Source organism: Paenibacillus sp. MAHUQ-63, assembly GCF_028765165.1.
In the GTDB taxonomy this organism is placed as follows: domain Bacteria; phylum Bacillota; class Bacilli; order Paenibacillales; family NBRC-103111; genus Paenibacillus_E.
The window spans coordinates 54,059-74,445 of the sequence record NZ_JARADB010000012.1; the positions used below are offsets into that span (position 1 = coordinate 54,059).

Here is a 20,387-nt window from a genome sequence, read left to right on the forward strand (position 1 = left end):
TTTGGAGGGATAGGTCAATATGAAGATGAATAAATGGGCACATGGAAGTGTGACGCTGGCTGTGGCGTTGGGAGTGCTGCTTAGCGGCTGCTCCAGCGAAAGCGCCAACAACAGCAGCGACAGCGGCGGCCAGACGGATACGAAACAGCCGCCTAAGGCATCGTCGAATATGAGCGCAACCGGATTACCGATCGTCAAGGACAAAGTCACTCTCAAGATTGCCGGTCTTTACGGTATTGCCGGACAGAAGCCATTTGGCGAGCTGCCGTTCTTTAAGAGCCTGGAAGAGAAAACAAACGTCCATGTAGACTGGCAAATGAATGATGCGAACGGTTTCAAAGAGAAGAAAAACCTGATGTTCGCCAGCGGCGACCTGCCCGATGCCTTCTACGGTCATTACATTCTTGATAACGATGAAGTGGTGAAATACGGTTATCAAGGCTTGTTCATTCCGTTGGAAGAGCTCATTAACAAATATGCGCCCAATTTGAAGAAAATACTGGATGCGAATCCAGGCTACAAAAAAGATATGACGGCGCCGAACGGTCATATTTATTCGTTACCAACGATTGACGGCACCTATCCTACATCCAAAGATATGCTATTCGTCAATAAGAAGTGGTTGGATCAGCTCAAGCTGCCGATTCCTACGACGCCGGATGAATTTTACAAAACGCTCAAAGCATTCAAGGACAACGATATGAACGGCAACGGCAAAAAGGATGAAGTACCGTTCTCCTACAGGGTACATGCGATTCAAGGCATCTATTCGCTGTATGGTTCATTTGGTTTGCTCGACAAACAGGATCACATCATTATGAAGGGCGACCAAGTCGTTTACACGGCGGTACAGCCCGAGTACAAGGAAGCAACGAAATTCTTCCATAAATTGTTCGCCGAAGGCTTGGTTGATCCGGAATCGCTAACGCATGACGAGAAGGTATACGGTTCCAAGCTCAGAAGCAAGGATAGCAATGTCGGTTCCTATGTAGCCTGGACGGCTTCGACGTATATGGACCCCGATCAGGCCGCTAACTTCGTTCCGGTCATGCCGTTGAAAGGTCCGGACGGCAAGCAGATTTGGAACAGCTACTCAGCGGGAATTTTGAGCAAAGGCGCATTTGCCATTACTTCCAACAACAAGAATCCGGAAATAACGATGCGCTGGATCGATTATATGTATGATCCTCGAGTAAGTTTGGAAGCGGTGAATGGAACGATTGGCACCGTGATGAAGGATAACGGAGACGGTACGCTCACAACAATCGATCCGCCAAGCGGCGTGAATGCGAACGAATTCAGACATACGGTTTCCCCAGGCTCGACCTCCGTGTTTGCCAAAACGAACGACTCGCCTAAAGTCGTCGGCAAGCCGTATGAAAAAGGCGATATGGATAAATTATTGCAGCCTTATTTGGATAAAAATATTTTCCCTAACCTGTATTTCAGCGAGGAAGAAACGGAAGCACGCAGCCGCTACTTTACCGATATCGATGCTTATGTCAAGAAAATGCAAGCCAAATGGCTCGTGCAGGGAGGCATTGACGAAGAGTGGGACAGCTATGTGAAGAAGCTAAAAGAAATGAATCTGGACAAATTGGTCAAAGTATACCAAGATGCGTATAACCGTTATAACGCGATCAAGTAACCGATTTTGCGGTCAATGATGGGAGATTGGGTCATGCAAACATCCGAACAATGGTTTCAGCATATGAATTTGGAGCAAAAAATCGGGCAAATGATATGTGTCCGGGCTTCACGGTTCGAAGATTCGGTTCGCAGTTCACTTTCATCCGGCCGGATCGGAACGGTAGGCTCAGTCCTCCTGCTTCACAAATTTGAACAGTTGAACGGCCTCGTGGATACGGTGAACGACTATTTGGGACAGTCACAAATCCCGCTGTTGTTGTTCTCCGATGCGGAGAGAGGGCTGCGGCATAACTTGAAGGTCGGCACTTCGTTTCCGAGCATGATGGCTCTTGGAGCCTCAGGTTCAAGCGAGCTTGCTTATCGGATGGGATTAGCGATCGGCAAGGAAGCGAGAGCCGTCGGCTTCGGTATGATCAGCAATCCGGTGCTTGACGTCAATTCCAATCCGGATAACCCGATTATTAGCACGCGGGCGATCAGCGACCGAACCGACGTCGTCATCGAGCTGGGCGCTGCTTATGTGCAGGGAATGCAAGAGGCGGGCGTCATTCCGAACGGCAAACATTTTCCGGGTCACGGGGATACGAAGATCGATTCGCACGTCTCTATGCCAATCGTGGAGCGTGATTTCGATCATTTGATGAACGTAGAGCTGCGTCCGTTTCGTGAATTGATTAAGCGTGGGATGATGGGTATCATGACAGCTCATATTCTATATCCCGCTTTGCTGGCAGAGGGAGAGCCGCTTGTGCCGGCGACGTTATCCAGATCCGTGATGACCGGGCTGCTTCGAGAGCAGTTCGGTTTCACGGGGCTGATCGTTTCGGATAGTCTGACGATGAAATCGATCAAGATGCAGTACGGCATTGAGAAGGCCGCCGTCATGGCGGTTCAAGCGGGGAATGATATCATTCTGCAGGATTACCAGTCAGATCCTGAGATCACCTTCCATGCGATTATGAATGCTGTCCGTTCCGGAGAGCTGAGTTTGGAGCTGATCGATACGGCAGTAAAGCGGATCTTGGATGTGAAGGAACGTTTCGGATTGCTCGAGAATAAGCCGATTCAGCTGGAAGAAGCGGAACAGCTGCTAGGATCCGATGAACATATCGAGCTGGCTAAGGAAATCGCGTCGCGTTCCATCACTGCATTAGAGAGTGCAAATCTTCCTATTCAGCCGGATGCATGTTCAAAAGTGTTGGTTATCGCCTCCCGAAGCAAGGACGAGGGGAAGGAAGTTGAAGATATGGGAACGCGAATCTCCGGTAAAGCGGCATACTTGCACCGCAGCTGCTTACGATATGGAGCTGAGACCGATCTTCTCGTGATCGATGAGCTTCCCGACGAACGGGATTTTGCAGCCGTTACCGAAGCGATCGGCTCCGCAGCATACGATCATGTGATTTATGCCGCTTTCATACGCGTCATCAGCTATAAGGAAGGAAGCGGCATGTTGCCGCCAGGTCAGCTCCAGATGATCGAACGTATCCGCGAGGGTCATCCCGATTTTGTTTTGCTTGTCTTGGGCAGCCCCTATATTTTGCGGAAAATAGAGCGGCAGCGCAACGTCATTTGTACATATGACGACTGTGATTATTCGATTGATGCGGCCGTAGATGCCTTGTTTGGAGCTAAGAAGGCGAGAGGCAAGCTGCCCGTCGATGTGAATGAAGATTATATGTTCGGTTACGGATTATAAGGGCGAATTGTAGATCAAATCAGCAAAGAATGGAGACTCACAGATGCAAATCGGCTCATCAGACCCCAAAATATGGCCCGTCGGCTTATCCATCAGCCTGATATCACCACCGGACTTACATCAGCTCAAACAATCCGGAATCGCATGCGTCGAAGTAACGTGGCAGGCGAAATTTATGGATGTGCCGCACGATCCCGCTACAAAAGCCCATTGCGACAAAGTCGTGCAGGCCATAAGGGAAAGCGGAATCGACATTTGGTCGGTTCATATTCCTTACCGCAGCCCTTGGGACATTTCCTTAATCGATTCTATCGAGCGAGAGAAGGTACTGGAACGCGTCACTTGCATACTGGCGCTTGCACAAGAGTGGGGTATTCGCCAAGCAGTTCTGCATCCGAGCTACGAGCCGATCGCACCTGAGGAGAGGGGACAGCGGCTCGATTATGCCAAGGAATCGCTGCTAAGATTGGCTCCAGCAGCTGAGGCGCATGGGGTGCGACTCGCCGTCGAATGCCTGCCGCGGACTTGCCTCGGCAATAATATTCAAGAGATTGAGGCGCTCATCTCCATTCATCCTAGCCTTGGCATATGCTGCGATGTCAATCATTTGTTCAAAGAAACACCGGAGACCTTTATCGGGAGTCTCGGCTCCCGGATCATCACGACGCATATTTCGGATAACGACGGATTGGATGAGAAGCATTGGATGCCCGGAGAGGGCGTGCTGAACTGGAAGGAAATCATCCATGCTTTAGCGGAAACCGGATATTCAGGACCTTTCATGTATGAAGTAAGAAACCCTGATCCGCGCTGTTTGATGGACAATTGGCGAAATCTGATGAGCATAAGCTAGGGGAAAGTAAGATGTATACGGACGAAGAAAGAAGGCAGAACAGCATCGTCGGATGGGGAGGAGAGTATAATCATGTCTAAGCCGAAATATGTCGCCCATCGGGGATTTAGCATGCTAGCGCCCGAGAATACGATCGCCGCCTTCGAATTGGCGGGGCAATCGGGGTTCTGGGGGATCGAATGTGATACGTATTGCACGATTGATGGCCATTGAATCGTCCATCACGACCGAACGGTTGACCGAATGACGGATGGGACGGGAAAAACAAAGGATCATACGTATGATCAAATCCGTAACTTGAACATCGTGGCCGGTAACGGCATTGAAGCGCATTCCGGACTGCGAATTCCGACTTTGGAAGAAGTACTCGATATATGTAAGTCTTATCAGATGCACGCCTTTGTCGAAATAGAGGAATACCACCATGATGCGGATCTGGAAGTGCTTCTTCAGCTGATTGACCGGCACGGCATGCTGGAAACCTGCAGTCTTATCTGCTTTAACGCCGATACACTTCGGAAAGTGCGGGAGATTCACAGGCGAGTACAGCTCGGATATTTAACGTCACAACCGCCGTCGGATTCCGATTTGGACCTGATCCAACAAGTAAAGCCGGCATTTCTGGACTACGACTACAGGGCGATCAAACCTGAGGATGTACGAAGATTGTTGTCCAAAGGGATAGATGTTTCGATATGGACTGTGAATTCCTGGGAAGATGCCGAGCCCTTTATCGAGTCGGGGGTTACTTACATAACAACTGATACAAACTTGATGGAGAGTTAATGTCCGATATATAGTTGTGTGGCGAAAAAGAACATTCAATAATCGCGGAGACGGGAAAAACAAAGGATCATACGTATGATCAAATCCGTAACTTGAACATCGTGGCCGGAAACGGCGAAGTGCTTCTTCAGCTGATTGACCGGCACGGCATGCTGGAAACCTGCAGTCCTTATCTGCTTTAACGCCGATACACTTCGGAAAGTACGGGAGATTCACCGGCGCGTAGAGCTCGGATATTTAACCTCACAACCGCCGTCGGATTCCGATTTGGACCAATGTCCGATGATATAGTTGTGTGGCGAAAAGAACATTCAATAATCGCGGAACGGCTCGTAGCAATAAGAGATTTTTCCAATGAACGGAATTTCATTTATAACTACTTCACAAAACCCGTATTTTATACATATGTCTATGAGCAAGAAAAACCCCGGTTTTCCTGTCGGATGTTTCTTATGTTGCACATTATTTTGGGACGAGTGTGTTTTTTAATTTTTTATATAGTCAAACCTGTGAATAATATTCAAATCTCTATGTTTGTCTCCAAAAAACTGCTCAGCAAGCCAAGGCAGCACAGCTTCCTCCGGCCGACGATCCAACAAACTATATTGACTCATGACACTAACAATCGACGAGCGGTTTGTATATTCACGAATAACATTTGGACGAATGGACGAGATACCATAATATCTAATTACTCCCTCTCGCTTCAATTGTTCAAAGGCTTCGATCGTATCGTCAATCGGGTCCTCTTGCGTACCGCCATGCAATTGATACAAATCAATGTAATCGGTACCTAACCGTTTCAAGCTATCTTTTACCGCGGATAGTATGTACGCTTTGGAGGCGTCCCAAACCCAGCCCTCTTTGCCCGGAATTCGTCTATTGCCCACTTTAGTTGCTATAATGAGTTCCTCGCGATGACGACCACGAATCGCTGCACCGACGATTTGTTCATTCAGACCTTCATCGTACAAATCTGCCGTATCTATAAAATTCACCCCGCGGTCCAACGCTGTATGAATCATAGAAATTGCCTGACGTTGATCTGTACCTAAGGACATGCAGCCTAATCCCACTTCGCCTACCACGAGCTCCGAAGTGCCTAGTCTATTCCGTTTCATTGAAATGTATCCCTCCGTTTTATATCTTCACATTATTAGGATCGGTTTCTGCCGCTGTTTTCTTCAAACATACTGCTACTCGATAAATTAGTTTCTATTATATCATGTGTGTACGAAGAGTACTCGGACATGTGTTTTGGGGGCGACAGATGACGATAATCGCAAGAAGATACTGTACATTGAACAAGCACAACTTTTTGGAGTGGGTTTTTCTTTACCAATTTAATAATTTCGGGTATTCGGACCGTACTTAATTATTAATATACTAAAATCCCCGATCGACTTTGATCGGGGATTCGTATTTTATGATATCTACGTACTAAAGACATGTTAAGTTAGAAGTTTCCCTAGGTTACAATTAATCTCAATGTCTAAAATGACAACCGACATTTTAACCTCGCAACCCAAATAATTACCCACCTCGATCTGAGCTACTAAATTGACGTAATTGGATTATCAAGACTTGTATGAGTTTTTCATCATACGAACTTGCCTATCGTGAACCAGTTGCTCCCTAATAATTGCTTGATAGATCGCATCCGGAGAATTTTTAAGCAACTCAGGAAAATTACTGTTTAAGTAAGATTCGATACAAAGAATCTCATTCTCTGTTGGATCTGCTACGCCACGTGGAATTGGTAACGGATCTGGTCGTGTACCTTGGAATCTAGCTATCGCTTCGTTTACGTCCCGATTGACATACGCAAAAGAGACACGTGATTCTTCTGATTCTAATGCTTTTCTTAAGTCATAAACTCCGTTCTCATCGAAGGATATTCTCGTGAATTGAATAAGAATAATCTGACTTGGTACGCTGCCTTTGCTTTCATACATTAAAGTTATTTTTAGTGCGTTTCGGCCAGCCAGATCCCGCAATATAATTTTCCGCTTCTTATCAATTTGTGAAGTTGGAACTAAGTATACCTTATCCTCATTCACGCATAAGAATTTAACTCCCACCGTAATTCACCTCCCCCTTATGACCATGCCCAGTTCAGATATTCTAAATTTTCATATAATAACAGTATCTCAAACCTCTTTAAATTTATACCTATCAAGCCCATAAGCCATTGTTGTATTATATTAACTATCAGCACTTAACCGAATATTTCTAAAATAGAGAAAACATCGCTAACTAGCCGCACGGCTCCTCTTCCTTTTCTTGTCAATAAAAAAAGAAGCACCTTATAGCGCCTATTATTGTTTACATAATATTTATTCTGTTAATTATCTAGTTCCACTGATCTCTAAAATCGTCAACCAACTATGAATCGCCTATCGTGTGCTGAGGTCCAAGACGAATCCAGCCGTTATTCGGCCTTTTGCCCATTCCCACTCCTGCTGGTTCAACGTAATTAAGCTGTCCTCCTCTCGCCAATGAACCAAATCATACGACCTCATGACGCCAATACCGTTCTCGGGAGAATGAAACATCACATATTCCCCTTGATCCCGAATAATGCAGATATTCTCTCCAGCACTTTCGTTACCGCAGTAGGTCCACTGCTGGAAATTATCCGTTTTCGATAGGCTGACGCCATTTTGCTTATAGAAACAAAACCATTCCCCTGGCCTAGCTGCATTCTCGATGAAGTAAGGATCGATCATACGGCCCATATCCTTAGCGGCCACATGTTCTCCTTTGACACGAAGCAGCTCCGGGGTCGTCCAATTCACCAAATCTTCACTGTCCATCATCCAAATGCGGCAATCACCGTTGCCATATTTCTCACCATTTGGCCGTGGATAAGATTGTAGACACATTCGCCAGCGATTGTCGACACGAATCAAATTGCCAGGACTGGAGAAATTCAGGTGCTGATCCCTCGGAGTCAGAAGAAGCGGCTTGCTCCACTCGCGAAGATTAGAGCTTCGGCTCATCGCCGTATATAAATAGACGCGACCGTCTTCTTCTGTCTCCACAAGGGTGTAGTACAGCCACCAAATACCGTCCTGGTAAAGCGCGCACGGGTCCCGGAAAGCTCTCTTGTGATCTCCCCTCAAGAGAATGGGCGACGTCATTTGGTAGCCTTCCATCCTTATAGACCTGCGCTTACATTGCTTGCTTTCAGTTCGTTATACTTTTTGATTTTTGAATCCAACAAGGATTTGCCGCCCTTCTTCTTCCATGTCTCCACATAGGAATCCCAGTTAGATAACGGCTCACCGCCTGTAACGAACTTCAGGAACATCTCAACTTCATATTTGGCCACATCAGGTCCTAGTGTATTTTGCTCATCCGTTGCCGGGATGCCGTAGAAGATGTCTGAAATCAAGGTATAACTGGCTGCTGCATCAATATAGCGGTTGTTTTCAATTTGAATCGTATCCTTCGTAGCCGCATTGATTTTGTTTTGGATATCTACTCTGGACACGATCTGGCTTAGCGGATCCAGCCATTTCTAGTCGAACGCTTTCTGACCCTCAGGTGTACGCGCTTCCGTAATGCTCGTATAATGCGTCCCCTTAATGCCATAATGGTTGAGCTCCCAACCTTCATCCGTGGACATGTAATCTAGGAAGCGTAAAACAGCCTCCGGATTTTTCGTTTTTGCTGAAATCGCGATTGTCGCGCCTACATTACCGAAAGACAGCATGCCGCTTTGTCCTGCCGGTCCTTTGATTCCCGGAGCGATAGGCTCCCATTTCACATTCGGCACAATCTCCTTCATCTTAAGCTGCTGAGTAAGCGTTTGCGGAACGATGGACCACCAGGCTGTGAAATAGCCGATTTTCCCTTGCGCGATTTTCTGCTGCGCCTGATCTGCTTTAATCGTGAAAATTTCCGGATCGATCACCTTAGCATCCCACAGCTTCTTGATATAGGCCAGCGCTTCCTTGTATTCCGGCGATACAGCAACGGGTACAATCTTGTTGTCTTTCAAATAACTGTTCATAGGCACACTGCTGGCAAACATGCCAGGCGCAATGCCGTACGCTCCAAATATCGGCATGAAAGTTTCTGCGAAGCTGTTGGCAATGCCCATACCGTACGCATCATTCTTGCCGTTTTTATCCGGGTCGTTGAACGTGAATGCTTTCAGCATCTGCTCGAACTCGTCCAGATTGGTAGGCATTTTCATATTCAAAGCATCCAGCCAGTCTTTCCGAACCGCAGGTACTTCCTTACCAGCGCCATTCTCATACGGAATGACGAACTGCTTGCCTTTGTGCTTCGTCAACTCCCACAGTTCCGGCTTCAAGTTCTTCTTCAAATTGGGAGCATATTGGTCAATTAGTTTGGTAAGATCTAGGAACAAGCCTTGATCTACATACTTCTGGTAGTCAAAAGAGCCCAGTCTGCTCATGTCGGGAATGTCGCCAGAAGCAGCGAGTACGTTGAACTTGCTGTTAAAGTCGTTATTGGGAAGCATCGTTACGTTCAATTTGACGTTAGCTTTCTTTTCAATTTCTTTGGTGGCTGCATTATCGTCTTTCCAGACACGACCGCCATCGGGCTGTGTGAGCGAGATTGTTACTGGGGCAGCAGCGGATGCGGATGCGGATGGCTGACTGCTTCCCCCAGTTGCTGCTGGTTTGCTCGGTTCCGGGCTGCTGCATGCTGCGGTCAATGCCGTAGCCATTGAAACTGTACATAAGGATGCGATAACGCGTATTCATAGCTAGGTGGTTGGCAATCGACTACAAAAATGACGCTTATACTTTTATTTTGCTTAAAAATATGAAGTGCGCCATTTTCATCAAACACCTTACTCCCTTGTCTTGATGGCATCGGCTCGCCCGACTAAAGCTTGTGCCGCTTGTTTGACTTCCGAGCTATTCGTGATGGAGGCTTTTACCACCTTAATACCAAGCTTCGAAAGTGCTTCTTCTTAATGTGAGCGCATATGCCCCATATCCCCGTCTTGAATACACAATAGCGGCACAGGTGTAACATCTCTAGCACCGCCATTCTTCAAAATAAACGCCGTTTTCTCAAATGAGCGGTTCTCAAAGTGAGCTAAAACTTATTTTTGATTTACGAAATTAATGATCTCCTCGTTGTACTTGTCTTTTTCATAATTGTCATTGGTAGATTAGCCTTAATTTCTTTGGCAAGCTGATACATTAGTAAACCGTCAAATGACATAGATATTCCTCTTTCGTTAAGGATATTTTCAATTATTTCTAAATGGTTAACTGGATGCAGCATATTGCACTCTTGATTCTCACTAAAAAGAGCACAAAAAAAGCGCTGTACCGGCGCTTGAAATGTGTGAATTTTATTCCGCGACTACAAATAAAAATTTAGAAGTATACACGTTCTACACACTGAAATAAAAACACGGTAGCAGATGATTCGCATTCATTTGAACAAGAGCACTTACAAATAAATTATTTCTCCTTTTTAGAAGAGCCCTTAGTTATATGGTATCAGATAAAAATCGTATAAAGCTATGTACAATATGGTTCTGTAATAATTGGTATAAACGTCCCTAAAATAAATAAAAGATGATCCCATATGAATACAGGGATCACCTTTTGACAGTGTAGTGTTTTTAAAGCGTAATAAGGAACACAGTTCAGCCGTTTTTATTGTTATAAATTATTTTTCTGATAGCATAAACAGAAAGGTAGTAAGATTCTGCAAGTTCTTGAATCGAATCACCAGATTTATATGCTTGTATTATTTCACGGTTTCTTCTATCAATCTCTTCCCGAAAACCAGATAGTTCTCCCCAATTTTTATGATGATCTTTTATTGCAGGAATGTAAAGGTATTCACCTTGTACGAAATCTTGCAATTTTTCAACGAGTTCTTTTGGGAGAATATCATTAGCATTAACATATCTCATGTAGACTCACTCCTTGAATAAATGTAATATCTCAACTAGCAAAGCCAGCATGATTGGTGATCTTGTTATTCCATGCAAATATCACCAAATATCTGTTTTTGCATGGAATTGAACATGAGTTACTGTAAAGTTTTGAGACATAATCCCTGCTCCTCTATAGAGATATTCTTAAGTGATTTTTATATTTGCAGCTTTTTGCCGTATAGCTGACCGCATGCGGCATCAATATCTGTTCCGAATTGAGTTCGTACAGTGACTTTGATTCCCTTTGACTTTAAGATACTGGCAAACTTTTGAACCCGATCTTTGTCTGATTGATGAAAGTTTTCAGGCGCTACGTCGGTTGAATTGTAGGGAATCAAATTAACGTGATATAAATGTTCCCAAGAACCTCTGTGCTTTAACAACGCAGCAATAGCTTTCGCATGCTCATTTGAATCGTTTTCTCCTCGAAGTAATATATATGCAATATATACTTTTCTACCTGTATCACGAATATGCTGATCCAACTTGTTCAACACATCTTTTAAAGGAAAACGATTGTTAATGGGCATTAATTCACTTCGCTGTTCGTCGAACGGAGAGTGTAGTGAAAAGGTCAGGTTAACTTGTGAAAATTGCGTGTCGAAAATAGTAGGATTGGCTAAAGCCTCCCCCATGCCCATAAACGATACACTATTCAAGGCTTGACCATTTAAATGAAAGTATAACAGTTGTTCGGTAATTTCATCAGTAGTTAAATTTCGTTTCAGTCCGATTGTACCAGTAGCACAGAAGTTGCAACCATATCCGCATCCACACTGGCTGGAAATGCAGTATGATTTCCAGCCGCGCTCATAGCTTAGTTGAACTGCTTCAATGTGGTTACCACCTTCAATGGAAAATAACACTTTATTCACTTGTCTGGATGTCTGTTGCATGACAGGAGTTAGATTTAAAACGTGTTCACCAAGGTTCTTTATTAATTCATTTCTTATACCCTTGGGTAGCATGGTCATTCGGTCATATTCACCAATTCGTTGTTTGAAGATCGCATCCGCGATCTGTTGGAACCGATATGCGGGTTGTTTCAATTCAGACAATATGTGGTGAATCATTTCGTATTTCGAAGTTGATTTCATGTATTCTCCTTTTAAGCCGGAGAATCGGCTTAAGCACCTTTAAAGGGTGGGTGCTTAAAATCTACATTAACCAACTAAATATAAATCCACGAACTTTGTAGCTATAGTCGCTACGTGCACCTATCAATAGATGGAAAATGCTCCGGCATCCGTTTAGTATGATCGTGAACCGTGCCAACGGACAATAAACGGTTCACCTGAACATTTACAACTTCAAACATTTTTTCAACCTCCTAGTTTAAATAAGCATTGTGTTATATTACAGTTCAACGATTTTGGTGGCGATAATTTTAAAATTCAATATGGAACTCTATTGTCAGCTGCAGAAAAATAAATGAGCTGCAAGAAAGTTACTTTTCTCGCAGCTCAAAAACATACATCAGGACAACCCTTACTCAGGGCTGAAGCAGGTATATAAAAGAGTGAAAGAATAAGTAACTTTTTCCTACGGCAATAAAGAACAAAACAACGCAAAATAGCTTTGTTTTATCCTCTAAAACCGACAGAAAATATTACATTATTCAATCACTCCTATCGTTAAGTTTGGTGTCATCATAACACATGGCCAAAGTCGTTTCAACTAGTAGAGCTTTCGCATGTAAGTTCAATCCGTTCCTTCTGCTGCTCCAAGAACTGAAGTAACCCGAGCAGCGTCGTTCCTCAATGTTCGGCAGCAGCCGTTCGAATTGCTGCAGCGGCAGACCGCAAATCCCGGTATAGCGCTGCCCGCAACATACGGGATCGACCCCTTCTCGTGCTAGGCCGTGAATAGAAACGTTTTGCTCTTAAATACTCTTGTTTTCTCAGTTTTTGACCATCAATACTTTTTAGCAGATAACATTTAAATGGTATGAAGTTGTAGACTGTAAAAAACGGATGGTATGGTAAAGTATGGTTGCACCTTTACCCATGGTGTTCAACCCTCCCACATCTCACGGAGTCTACGCTCCCACATTCCTTCATTCAACCTGTCCAAGGGGTGAGGCCAGAATTCACAAAGCGACTAAGATATCCTCCCGTATTACAATAAAACAAATAGCAGATGCAGCAGATCTACTCCTTGCTTTTGTCAAACTATAGTTGAGGTAGCTGCAGGTTATGACCAACATCACACTAGTAGTGCAACAATTCTCGTTCAGTTTATTCTTTTGCTAATCATTACTATGGCTTTTGTATTGTACTAAAATCCACATATAAATGGGTCTGGACATGTTCATTAAACCAAGCAAAAAGGTCAGACCCACATATAATAGGAAGATCAATAGGATAAGGGTGGATGCAGATGGCTTCTATAATCGGTGCCTCTAGAGTAGTCACTAACTCAGGGACCATAATCAACGGTGAATCGTTAATAATTATGGCACCAACTCAAGTCTCTAAATCTTTCAATGGAGCCAGCGCCGACGTTACTGGTGACCACGCCATGACGTTTTCTTTCTTTAGCGTAACGATAACGTTGACTCCGACCGGTAATGGAGTGTTACCAAAGTATCGAAGAAAGCGCTCTGGAACTGGCTAGAAGGTAATTAATCACGATAGGGGTATCAACCTAGTGCGTAACCATCCACTTGACCCTATATGGATATTGCCAGCCCGCATCCAACTCACCCATCACCCTCATTTAAAGAACAGGAAAAAACGGTCTGTATTCGCATCTATTTCGCGATAAGACCGTTTTTTCTTGTCTTTTTTGTGATGTTGGTTTAAATTGCAAAAGTCATTAAGATAATAACCAAAAGAATAAAGAGAACCAAAACAGCTGCTGCGTTGTTAACACCATAACCTGCACAACTCGCACCACTCATATCTGCTCATTCCCCTCAAGTAAAATTTCATTACGAAATAATCATACGCTCGGTACATAGTCATTGATTGGACATAAGCCTATCTTTGGGTTCATTTTTCAATTATCGATCTGAGGTAGGGAAATAATACAGGTTGCACTACACATCATTTCACCCCGCAACGTTGTATGCCTAACGGTCTGCAGACATATAGGTGATGCCAATTTGCCTGCGGGAGGAATAAAATCCTCTCGTCCCTTAGTTCCTAGGTCGCCTTCATGTACGTAGCCAATGGTGGCTAGCCGTTGAATGGCCTCAACGATTAGAGGAGCGACTCCACGGTTACTCAACCCTTTTGCTGAGGCTAAACTTGCATATGAGTTGTCTGTCAGCAAAGACCTTCGGATTACGCCGTATATTTGCCCAGGCGCAATTTTAACTTTTGCATACTTTAATTCTACTCGTCATTGCGGAGGAGATCGGTTGTTGAAACGGGAGTGAAAATTATGAAATGGCGCGATTCTGTGGCCTATATTAGTCTGGGTTCTACATGTCAAACAGCATATCAGCTTAAAAGACTGGGCTTACGAAAATATGCGGGTCCCTTAGATTGGTTTGTTTCCGATTCGATCGGGGGAGTGGTTCGTTTGATAGATCATCGTTTCAACGGATTTATGGAACTTAGCCAGCTTGAACTCATTGGCACTACCAATGAATGCTTTGTTGTAAGAGATAACACAAATGATGTCATATCTTTCCATGACTTCCCTCTTTATCTCACTGCGGAGCGGTGGCGGGAAGCTTATCCCGCGTTTAAACAAAAGCTCAATCGACGCGTAGACCGGTTTTTGAGAACTATTCAAAGTCAACCCATTCTTTTTATTAGAACCAATTCTAAAAAAAAGGAAGCGCAGGAGCTACACGCAGCATTAAAAAGGCTGACGCATAGCAAGTTCCATCTTCTGATCGTGAATAATCACCAGGAAGAAAGCAAAGACGTGATTTACGAGGATTGGGGGCTACGTGGAATTAGCTCGGTGCTTCTACCGAAAGGAGAAGACTGGAGAGGATTTAACCAGGCTTGGGATACGTGTATGAACAGCTTCAAATTGAAAGCTTCGTCATTTCGCTAAGTTTCGTGAAGAAAATATTTTGACCGCTTTCTCTACGGATACCGAAATTAGCTGCTGCAGAGATCATCCGAATTTTTTTGCGAATGAAATTTGGTTCATACGTCCAATCAATCAGTATTTATCTAACATATTTTATACCGTAGTGACAAATCACCCAGAGGGGAATGAGTAAACATGGGAGCAGTAGGTTATGGTGCAAGTTGTGCAGGTTACGGCACAAGCGCAGCGGCTATTTTGGTTCTTTTTATTCTTTTGGTTATCATCACATCAGCTTTTGTATGGTAATTCCTTAATCTAACGTAAAGAATCAATGAGAAAAACGGCCGCGAAATAAATACGGGCCGTTTTTTCGTTGTTCTAATCATAAAAAACCAACCTTAATCTTAGGGTGACTTTTTATGGTAAATGAAGGGTGAAAAATGTAGAACGAATGCCGGCTTTTCCAACACTCAATTTGGGTCATACGTCCAATCAATCACTATGTAACGAACATATTTTATACCGTAGTGACAAATCACCGGAGGGAATGAGTAAACATGGGAGCAGTAGGTTATGGTGCAAGTTGTGCAGGTTACGGTTCAAGCGCAGCAGCTATTTTGGTTCTCTTTATTCTTTTGGTTATCATCACATCAGCATTTGTATGGTAATACATTAATCCAATTCAAAGAACAAAGAGAAAAAGTCACCCTTAATCTTAATCTCAGGGTGACTTTTTTGTTAAATGAAGGGTGAAATATGAGATGAGTAGCTGTGGAAACTGAATCGCGCCGAATGCCATCATCGTTATACAAACATCCGTGTAGTGGAACGCGTGATACGGGACTCTCTCGTGCTTCATCTATAACATTCCGATATCTGAAGGAAGCCGCAGCAACACGCCAAACACTCCTGCCATTTCCTCTTTCAAAAACGGTTCTACTGCTAGATCCAATACCGAGAGTCGGTTATGGTTCCGTTCCAAGACCTGTAAGGCTGTCTGCAGAACATCCGATTCTAACGTCACTTCACATGAAGGGATCTTACAAATTAGCGGCAACTGTTCAGCTAGATGCACGTTCGATACCTCCAACACTCTCGTTGTGAGGCCAGCCGGTTGGTTTTGTGCATCCAACAAAGCCTGCTGCAAAGCATCCCGGAACGCGAGTGTCACATTTAAGCCTACACCGCCATACCAACGATCACATGTACCAACCCACATCACAGGGAATCCGGATACTTCCTCTCCTAAACCAATCATTGGTGCTCCCTTCATCGTTGTCAGAGCCTGCAAATAAAACTGGCAGTGTTTATCTTCTATTGTAGACAACTGTACTCGAAAGACAGAAGGCAACTGACTTGCAACTCGCTTGCCCAGTACCTCGGCCAAAGTCCGTTGTAATCCTCGTCCGATGCCTTCCGCAACCGTTTCTCCCGCACCAACGCCGATAAATTCATGTTGTTGGTCTATCTTGTTGCCCTCAGATTCATGATCGGATGGAAGCGTAGAAACGAGCAGGCAGGCCATTCGCGAAACATACGCTTCAATCCCGACCAGTCCGGCTTCCCGCCTCGCTCCTTCATGTGTCAAATCTGTACAAACAATGTCCGGCAGAAGCCCAGCCGGCCCTTCCGATAGCGGATCAACTGCCTGAACGCGACACTGAGAGAGCGGTAGCTGCTTTAAGTCTCCTTCCTCCCAAATATGGAAAATCCCTGATTCAGTTGATGTCAACCGGCCGAAGTAAGGAAGCAATCCGTTCTCACTTTTGCTTGATCTCCGTTCGAGCTGTGAATCAATATCGTGAATCCATTCAGCTGCGGTACGTCTGGTCACAAGCGGATGGGGCATGAACGAATGCCATTTTCCTTCCAACGTCTCCAGATTAAGTAGGAAGATTCGATTCCTTTGTTCCGCATCGCCCACTCCCGTAATGTTTTTTAATAATTCAAACACGATCACATTCGCTAACATCGCTCCCGTTGTGGAAGAAAAGGTGTGCAGCTGAGGGTCTTTATAAATTGCAGATTCGTGAAGGCTGCGAAAAGCTGACTCCCAGCAACCCTCAAAGTCCGGATGCACTAGCGGACCAGCCAGACCCACCTGTTGCAGACATACTGCGGGAAGAAACAACTTCCTCTCCTCTCTACAAATCGTGTGAAAAACTCGCAGTTCCTTGATATTACCCTCCTGTGATACAAACAAAATTGAATCAAACGAGCTCACGGCTTCCCGCCAACTACTAACCCCTTCCTTCTGCAGCTTAACTTCCTCTATTGTCACCTCGGGGTCTTTTTTACGAGCATGTGCCGCCAATTCTAGCATCCGTTGCCGGTCAGTCGGACCTGAGCCAGAAACTAGCACGTGAATCTTGGGCATTCCGGATACAAGCAGCGCAGAAATGACCGAGATCAAAAATGGACCAGAGCCGACCGTCAATACTTTGGCCTGACGATAGGACTGAAACCGGTAAGCACCCAAATTACCAAAATTGTCCAAAAATTCAATTTGAGAAGCATACTCTTTGAGAATCTCTGCTGGCAGTTGATGTGTATTGTAATGGTTCAAATTTTTCATTTCATTCCCCCTCCGTAACACCCGAACTGTCCCAACTCTTCACAAGTAATTTTATGTACAGCTATTTGTCCCTCATGTCTTATACATAAGGAAAAACCCCACTCGAGGAACCCCATCCTTAAATAAAAGTTCAATAAAAAGGGGCTGCGCCGAATGAATCAATCGGTACAGCCGCCTTTTTGATGATCAATATGTTAAGTAGACTTTATGGTTATTATTTAAAAATTTTAAGCCCTTGTCCTATACGTGCATATACGCGTCATCACTAAGATATAATGAAATCATCTTATTGGGAAGAAACCATAATTGCAATAATAAGAGCTGCCGACCGGCAGTTCCTTCTTTTCAGCCTCGAGGAGATTAGTAGACAAACCTGCAGAAACGAGCGGTGCGTATTGCAGCGAGATGAGGTGAACTGCGTGAATGCTATCATATCAGTTGTCGGAGAAGGTTTATTAGCCGACTACGTATGCAGAGAGCTATTGGATCGTTATGAAGTCGTTCGACAGACAGATTTCACTTCAGACATACCGAAAGCGGCGAAATTGGTTATAGTGCTGCACGACGATTGGCCTTCCTCCGGATACTTCGAGGTTGAAGAGGCTCTACAGCAGGCCGGCATCCCGTGGTTGCGGGGCTTTATTTCAATGGATGAGGCCATAATCGGGCCTCTGGTTCGTCCGGGAACGCCGGGATGCTCCCAGTGTGCGGATAACCGGCGTTTCACGGCGTCGCCTGGAGACATACAACACGTAAGATCTTCGCCTTCAGGACTTTGGCATGCAACTCACATGTTGATTGCCGAGACGCAACGAGTGTTGCAGGGCAGCCGAGCCTATACGGAGGAGCATATGTATATCGTTAACCTGAAAAATCTGAATAGCTCGCTCCATTTCATTCTGCCTGACCCACTCTGCCAGGTGTGTGCCCGTATGCCAGACGATTCATCGGCGGCGTCCAACATATCGCTCAAGCCGAGACCGAAGATAAGCGCCGACAGTTACCGCTGCCGTCCTATAGACGACATGAAACAACATTTGGACAAAGACTATATGGATTCACGGACCGGGGTTTTTAATGCCAAGATGCTTGACCTCGTGTCGCCGTTTGCCGGGGTGGGGGTCAACCTGCCATCGTTTCTGATCGGAGATGAGGTAACGGGAGGCCATAGCTTTTCTTATGCGGAAAGCGAATTGACCGCGATCTTGGAAGGATTGGAGCGACTCTGCGGTATAAGCCCCCGCGGCAAACGGACCGTAATATATGACAGTTTCAACCGTATTGCGAATCAAGCGCTCGACCCCTCCAAGGTTGGGTTATATTCAAAGAAACAGTACGCGCAGCCTGATTTCCCGTACGAACCGTTTGATCCAGACCTCCCGATCGATTGGATCTGGGGCTATTCGCTAGTACGGGAGTGTCCGATCCTTGTTCCGGAGAGTCTCGCTTATTACAGTTCGGGATTCGGTGGCGGCTTTGTTCAGGAAGGCTCCAACGGGTGTGCGTTAGGCGGAAGCTTGGAGGAAGCCATCTTGTACGGGATTTTAGAAGTGGCGGAGCGTGACTCGTTCCTGATGACTTGGTACGCGCAGTTGCCTATTCCGCGTCTGGACCCCTATTCCGCTAACGATCAGGAATTGCGGCTCATGATCGAAAGGCTGCGCGCAGTTGCCGGATACGATGTACATTTGTTTAACATGACGATGGAGAATGGGATTCCGAGCATTTGGGCGCTCGCGAAAAGCGTCAGCCCCGGGAAGATGAATCTTATCTGTGCGGCGGGAGCTCATTTGGATCCGGTACGGGCTGCGAAAAGCGCTATTCACGAATTGGCCGGCAGGTTGATCTTCTTGCAAGAAAAATTTGAGGCGGGCCAGGAACATTTTAAGCAAATGCTCGACGATCCGTTTCTCGTATTGCAAATGGAGGATCATGCCATGCTTTACGGTTTTCCGGAAGCAGAAGAACGGCTACATTTTTTGCTGGACGGACAACGTCCGCTCAGAACGTTTGACGAGGAGTTCAAGCGTAAGGCAAGTCATGCAAATCTGACCGATGATCTGAATGATACGATCGAGGTGTTTCGCCGCTTAAATCTCGATGTGATCGCGGTGAATCAGTCGTCGCTGGAAACGCTGCGAAACGGGCTGCATTGTGTAAAAGTTCTCATTCCAGGAATGCTTCCGATGACGTTCGGACATCACTTGCAACGCTTGACAGGGCTGAAGAGAGTACTTCGGGTGCCGGCAGAGCTTGATTATGCGAAAGTGCCGCTGACGGCCGGGCAACTCAATCCGCATCCGCATCCATTTCTATAAGACGCGAAGGGTCCAGCCAACAAAACGCGGATTTCGCACGCTAAGCCATTTTTTACACCAATAAACCGGATTCCTGTTTGCTTAGGAATCCGGTTTATTGGTTTCAATGTCGTTATTCGTTTAGTTCAAGGATATTATTTAGATGGCTTTACGGCCGCAATCCCCATTCCCATCCTACCGCGGGATGACAGGAAATGAGGCTGCTCCTATTCCACGATAACAAGAGAAATACGATCGTGTAATAAACTTCTCTCTGCTTAGACCCCTTCCCATTTACGATTGCAGATGTTTCACTTTTGTACTTCTCCAACTTGCAGTCTTGTAAACTTAATCCAGCCAATTCTTTTTTCTTTTTTTAATGCTCTACCAACGGCTTAAACGGTTTAAAGATGGCTTGAAGAAGTGTAGGAGGGCCTGGCGTATGGGGCAAATCCAGCATGGATAACAGCCAGACGGCCAGGAGCAGCGCTACGAATACCGCTCTGTCCCATAACGGCTTTTGTTTCAGCTTCGACCATTCTACCCACACAATCAGTAGCGTGGCAATCGTAAAGACCCAGAACACACTCATT

Annotated in this window: 14 protein-coding genes and 4 pseudogenes; 8 read left to right on the forward strand and 10 right to left on the reverse strand. The window is 45.2% G+C overall.

From position 1 onward, the window contains the following. Positions 1-19: 19 nt before the first annotated feature. From PUT07_RS33005 to PUT07_RS33020, 4 genes and pseudogenes are all read left to right on the forward strand, one after another. Positions 20-1,648 carry an extracellular solute-binding protein gene (locus tag PUT07_RS33005; RefSeq protein WP_274473048.1) on the forward strand — a complete coding sequence of 543 codons (1,629 nt, stop codon included), beginning with the start codon at positions 20-22 and terminating at the stop codon, positions 1,646-1,648. Positions 1,649-1,681: 33 nt separating this feature from the next. Continuing rightward, a complete protein-coding gene (locus PUT07_RS33010) occupies positions 1,682-3,349 on the forward strand; it encodes a glycoside hydrolase family 3 protein (RefSeq protein WP_274473049.1) in 1,668 nt (555 codons plus the stop codon). 43 nt (positions 3,350-3,392) lie between these two features. Further along, complete coding sequence (locus tag PUT07_RS33015) at positions 3,393-4,202, forward strand: sugar phosphate isomerase/epimerase family protein (protein ID WP_274473050.1); 810 nt, start codon at positions 3,393-3,395, stop codon at positions 4,200-4,202. 72 nt (positions 4,203-4,274) lie between these two features. Then, positions 4,275-4,988 (forward strand): annotated as a pseudogene (locus tag PUT07_RS33020) (glycerophosphodiester phosphodiesterase). Positions 4,989-5,536: 548 nt separating this feature from the next. Here PUT07_RS33020 and PUT07_RS33025 read toward each other — a convergent pair. The 8 genes and pseudogenes from PUT07_RS33025 to PUT07_RS33060 all read right to left on the reverse strand — a co-directional run. Continuing rightward, positions 5,537-6,109: pseudogene (locus PUT07_RS33025) on the reverse strand (aldo/keto reductase); the annotation flags it as partial. A 456-nt stretch (positions 6,110-6,565) separates the two neighbouring features. Then, the gene (locus PUT07_RS33030; RefSeq protein ID WP_274473051.1) at positions 6,566-7,069 is read right to left on the reverse strand and encodes a hypothetical protein; all 504 of its coding nucleotides are present in this window, start codon (positions 7,067-7,069) and stop codon (positions 6,566-6,568) included. 315 nt (positions 7,070-7,384) lie between these two features. Beyond that, positions 7,385-8,131, reverse strand: coding sequence for a hypothetical protein (locus tag PUT07_RS33035; protein ID WP_274473052.1), 747 nt, complete (start codon positions 8,129-8,131; stop codon positions 7,385-7,387). Positions 8,132-8,148: 17 nt separating this feature from the next. Then, positions 8,149-8,484: a hypothetical protein gene (locus PUT07_RS33040; protein WP_274473053.1), complete on the reverse strand. Its 336-nt coding sequence runs from the start codon at positions 8,482-8,484 to the stop codon at positions 8,149-8,151. A 27-nt stretch (positions 8,485-8,511) separates the two neighbouring features. After that, complete coding sequence (locus PUT07_RS33045; RefSeq protein ID WP_274473054.1) at positions 8,512-9,693, reverse strand: extracellular solute-binding protein; 1,182 nt, start codon at positions 9,691-9,693, stop codon at positions 8,512-8,514. A gap of 141 nt (positions 9,694-9,834) precedes the next feature. Beyond that, positions 9,835-9,942 (reverse strand): annotated as a pseudogene (locus PUT07_RS33050) (sugar ABC transporter substrate-binding protein); the annotation flags it as partial. Between the two features lie 690 nt (positions 9,943-10,632). Further along, positions 10,633-10,905, reverse strand: coding sequence for a CD3324 family protein (locus PUT07_RS33055; RefSeq protein ID WP_274473055.1), 273 nt, complete (start codon positions 10,903-10,905; stop codon positions 10,633-10,635). Between the two features lie 179 nt (positions 10,906-11,084). Further along, positions 11,085-12,026 carry a 23S rRNA (adenine(2503)-C(8))-methyltransferase ClbB gene (locus PUT07_RS33060; RefSeq protein WP_274473056.1) on the reverse strand — a complete coding sequence of 314 codons (942 nt, stop codon included), beginning with the start codon at positions 12,024-12,026 and terminating at the stop codon, positions 11,085-11,087. A 2,290-nt stretch (positions 12,027-14,316) separates the two neighbouring features. Here PUT07_RS33060 and PUT07_RS33065 point away from each other — a divergent pair. The 3 genes from PUT07_RS33065 (at position 14,317) to PUT07_RS33075 (ending at position 15,590) form a co-directional block, all read left to right on the forward strand. Then, positions 14,317-14,943, forward strand: a complete 627-nt coding sequence (locus tag PUT07_RS33065) for a DUF1796 family putative cysteine peptidase (RefSeq protein WP_274473057.1) — start codon at positions 14,317-14,319, stop codon at positions 14,941-14,943. A gap of 174 nt (positions 14,944-15,117) precedes the next feature. Continuing rightward, positions 15,118-15,228, forward strand: a complete 111-nt coding sequence (locus tag PUT07_RS33070) for a YjcZ family sporulation protein (RefSeq protein WP_274473058.1) — start codon at positions 15,118-15,120, stop codon at positions 15,226-15,228. Positions 15,229-15,479: 251 nt separating this feature from the next. Beyond that, positions 15,480-15,590, forward strand: a complete 111-nt coding sequence (locus PUT07_RS33075; protein ID WP_163954161.1) for a YjcZ family sporulation protein — start codon at positions 15,480-15,482, stop codon at positions 15,588-15,590. A 191-nt stretch (positions 15,591-15,781) separates the two neighbouring features. Here the strand turns inward: PUT07_RS33075 and PUT07_RS33080 are convergent. After that, positions 15,782-17,518: pseudogene (locus PUT07_RS33080) on the reverse strand (putative thiazole-containing bacteriocin maturation protein); the annotation flags it as partial. Between the two features lie 398 nt (positions 17,519-17,916). Here PUT07_RS33080 and PUT07_RS33085 point away from each other — a divergent pair. Further along, positions 17,917-19,815 (forward strand): TOMM precursor leader peptide-binding protein, encoded by a 1,899-nt coding sequence (locus PUT07_RS33085; protein WP_274473060.1) that lies wholly within the window; start codon positions 17,917-17,919, stop codon positions 19,813-19,815. A gap of 355 nt (positions 19,816-20,170) precedes the next feature. Here PUT07_RS33085 and PUT07_RS33090 read toward each other — a convergent pair whose 3' ends face one another. Further along, a complete protein-coding gene (locus PUT07_RS33090) occupies positions 20,171-20,386 on the reverse strand; it encodes a hypothetical protein (RefSeq protein WP_274473071.1) in 216 nt (71 codons plus the stop codon). Position 20,387: the final 1 nt, after the last annotated feature.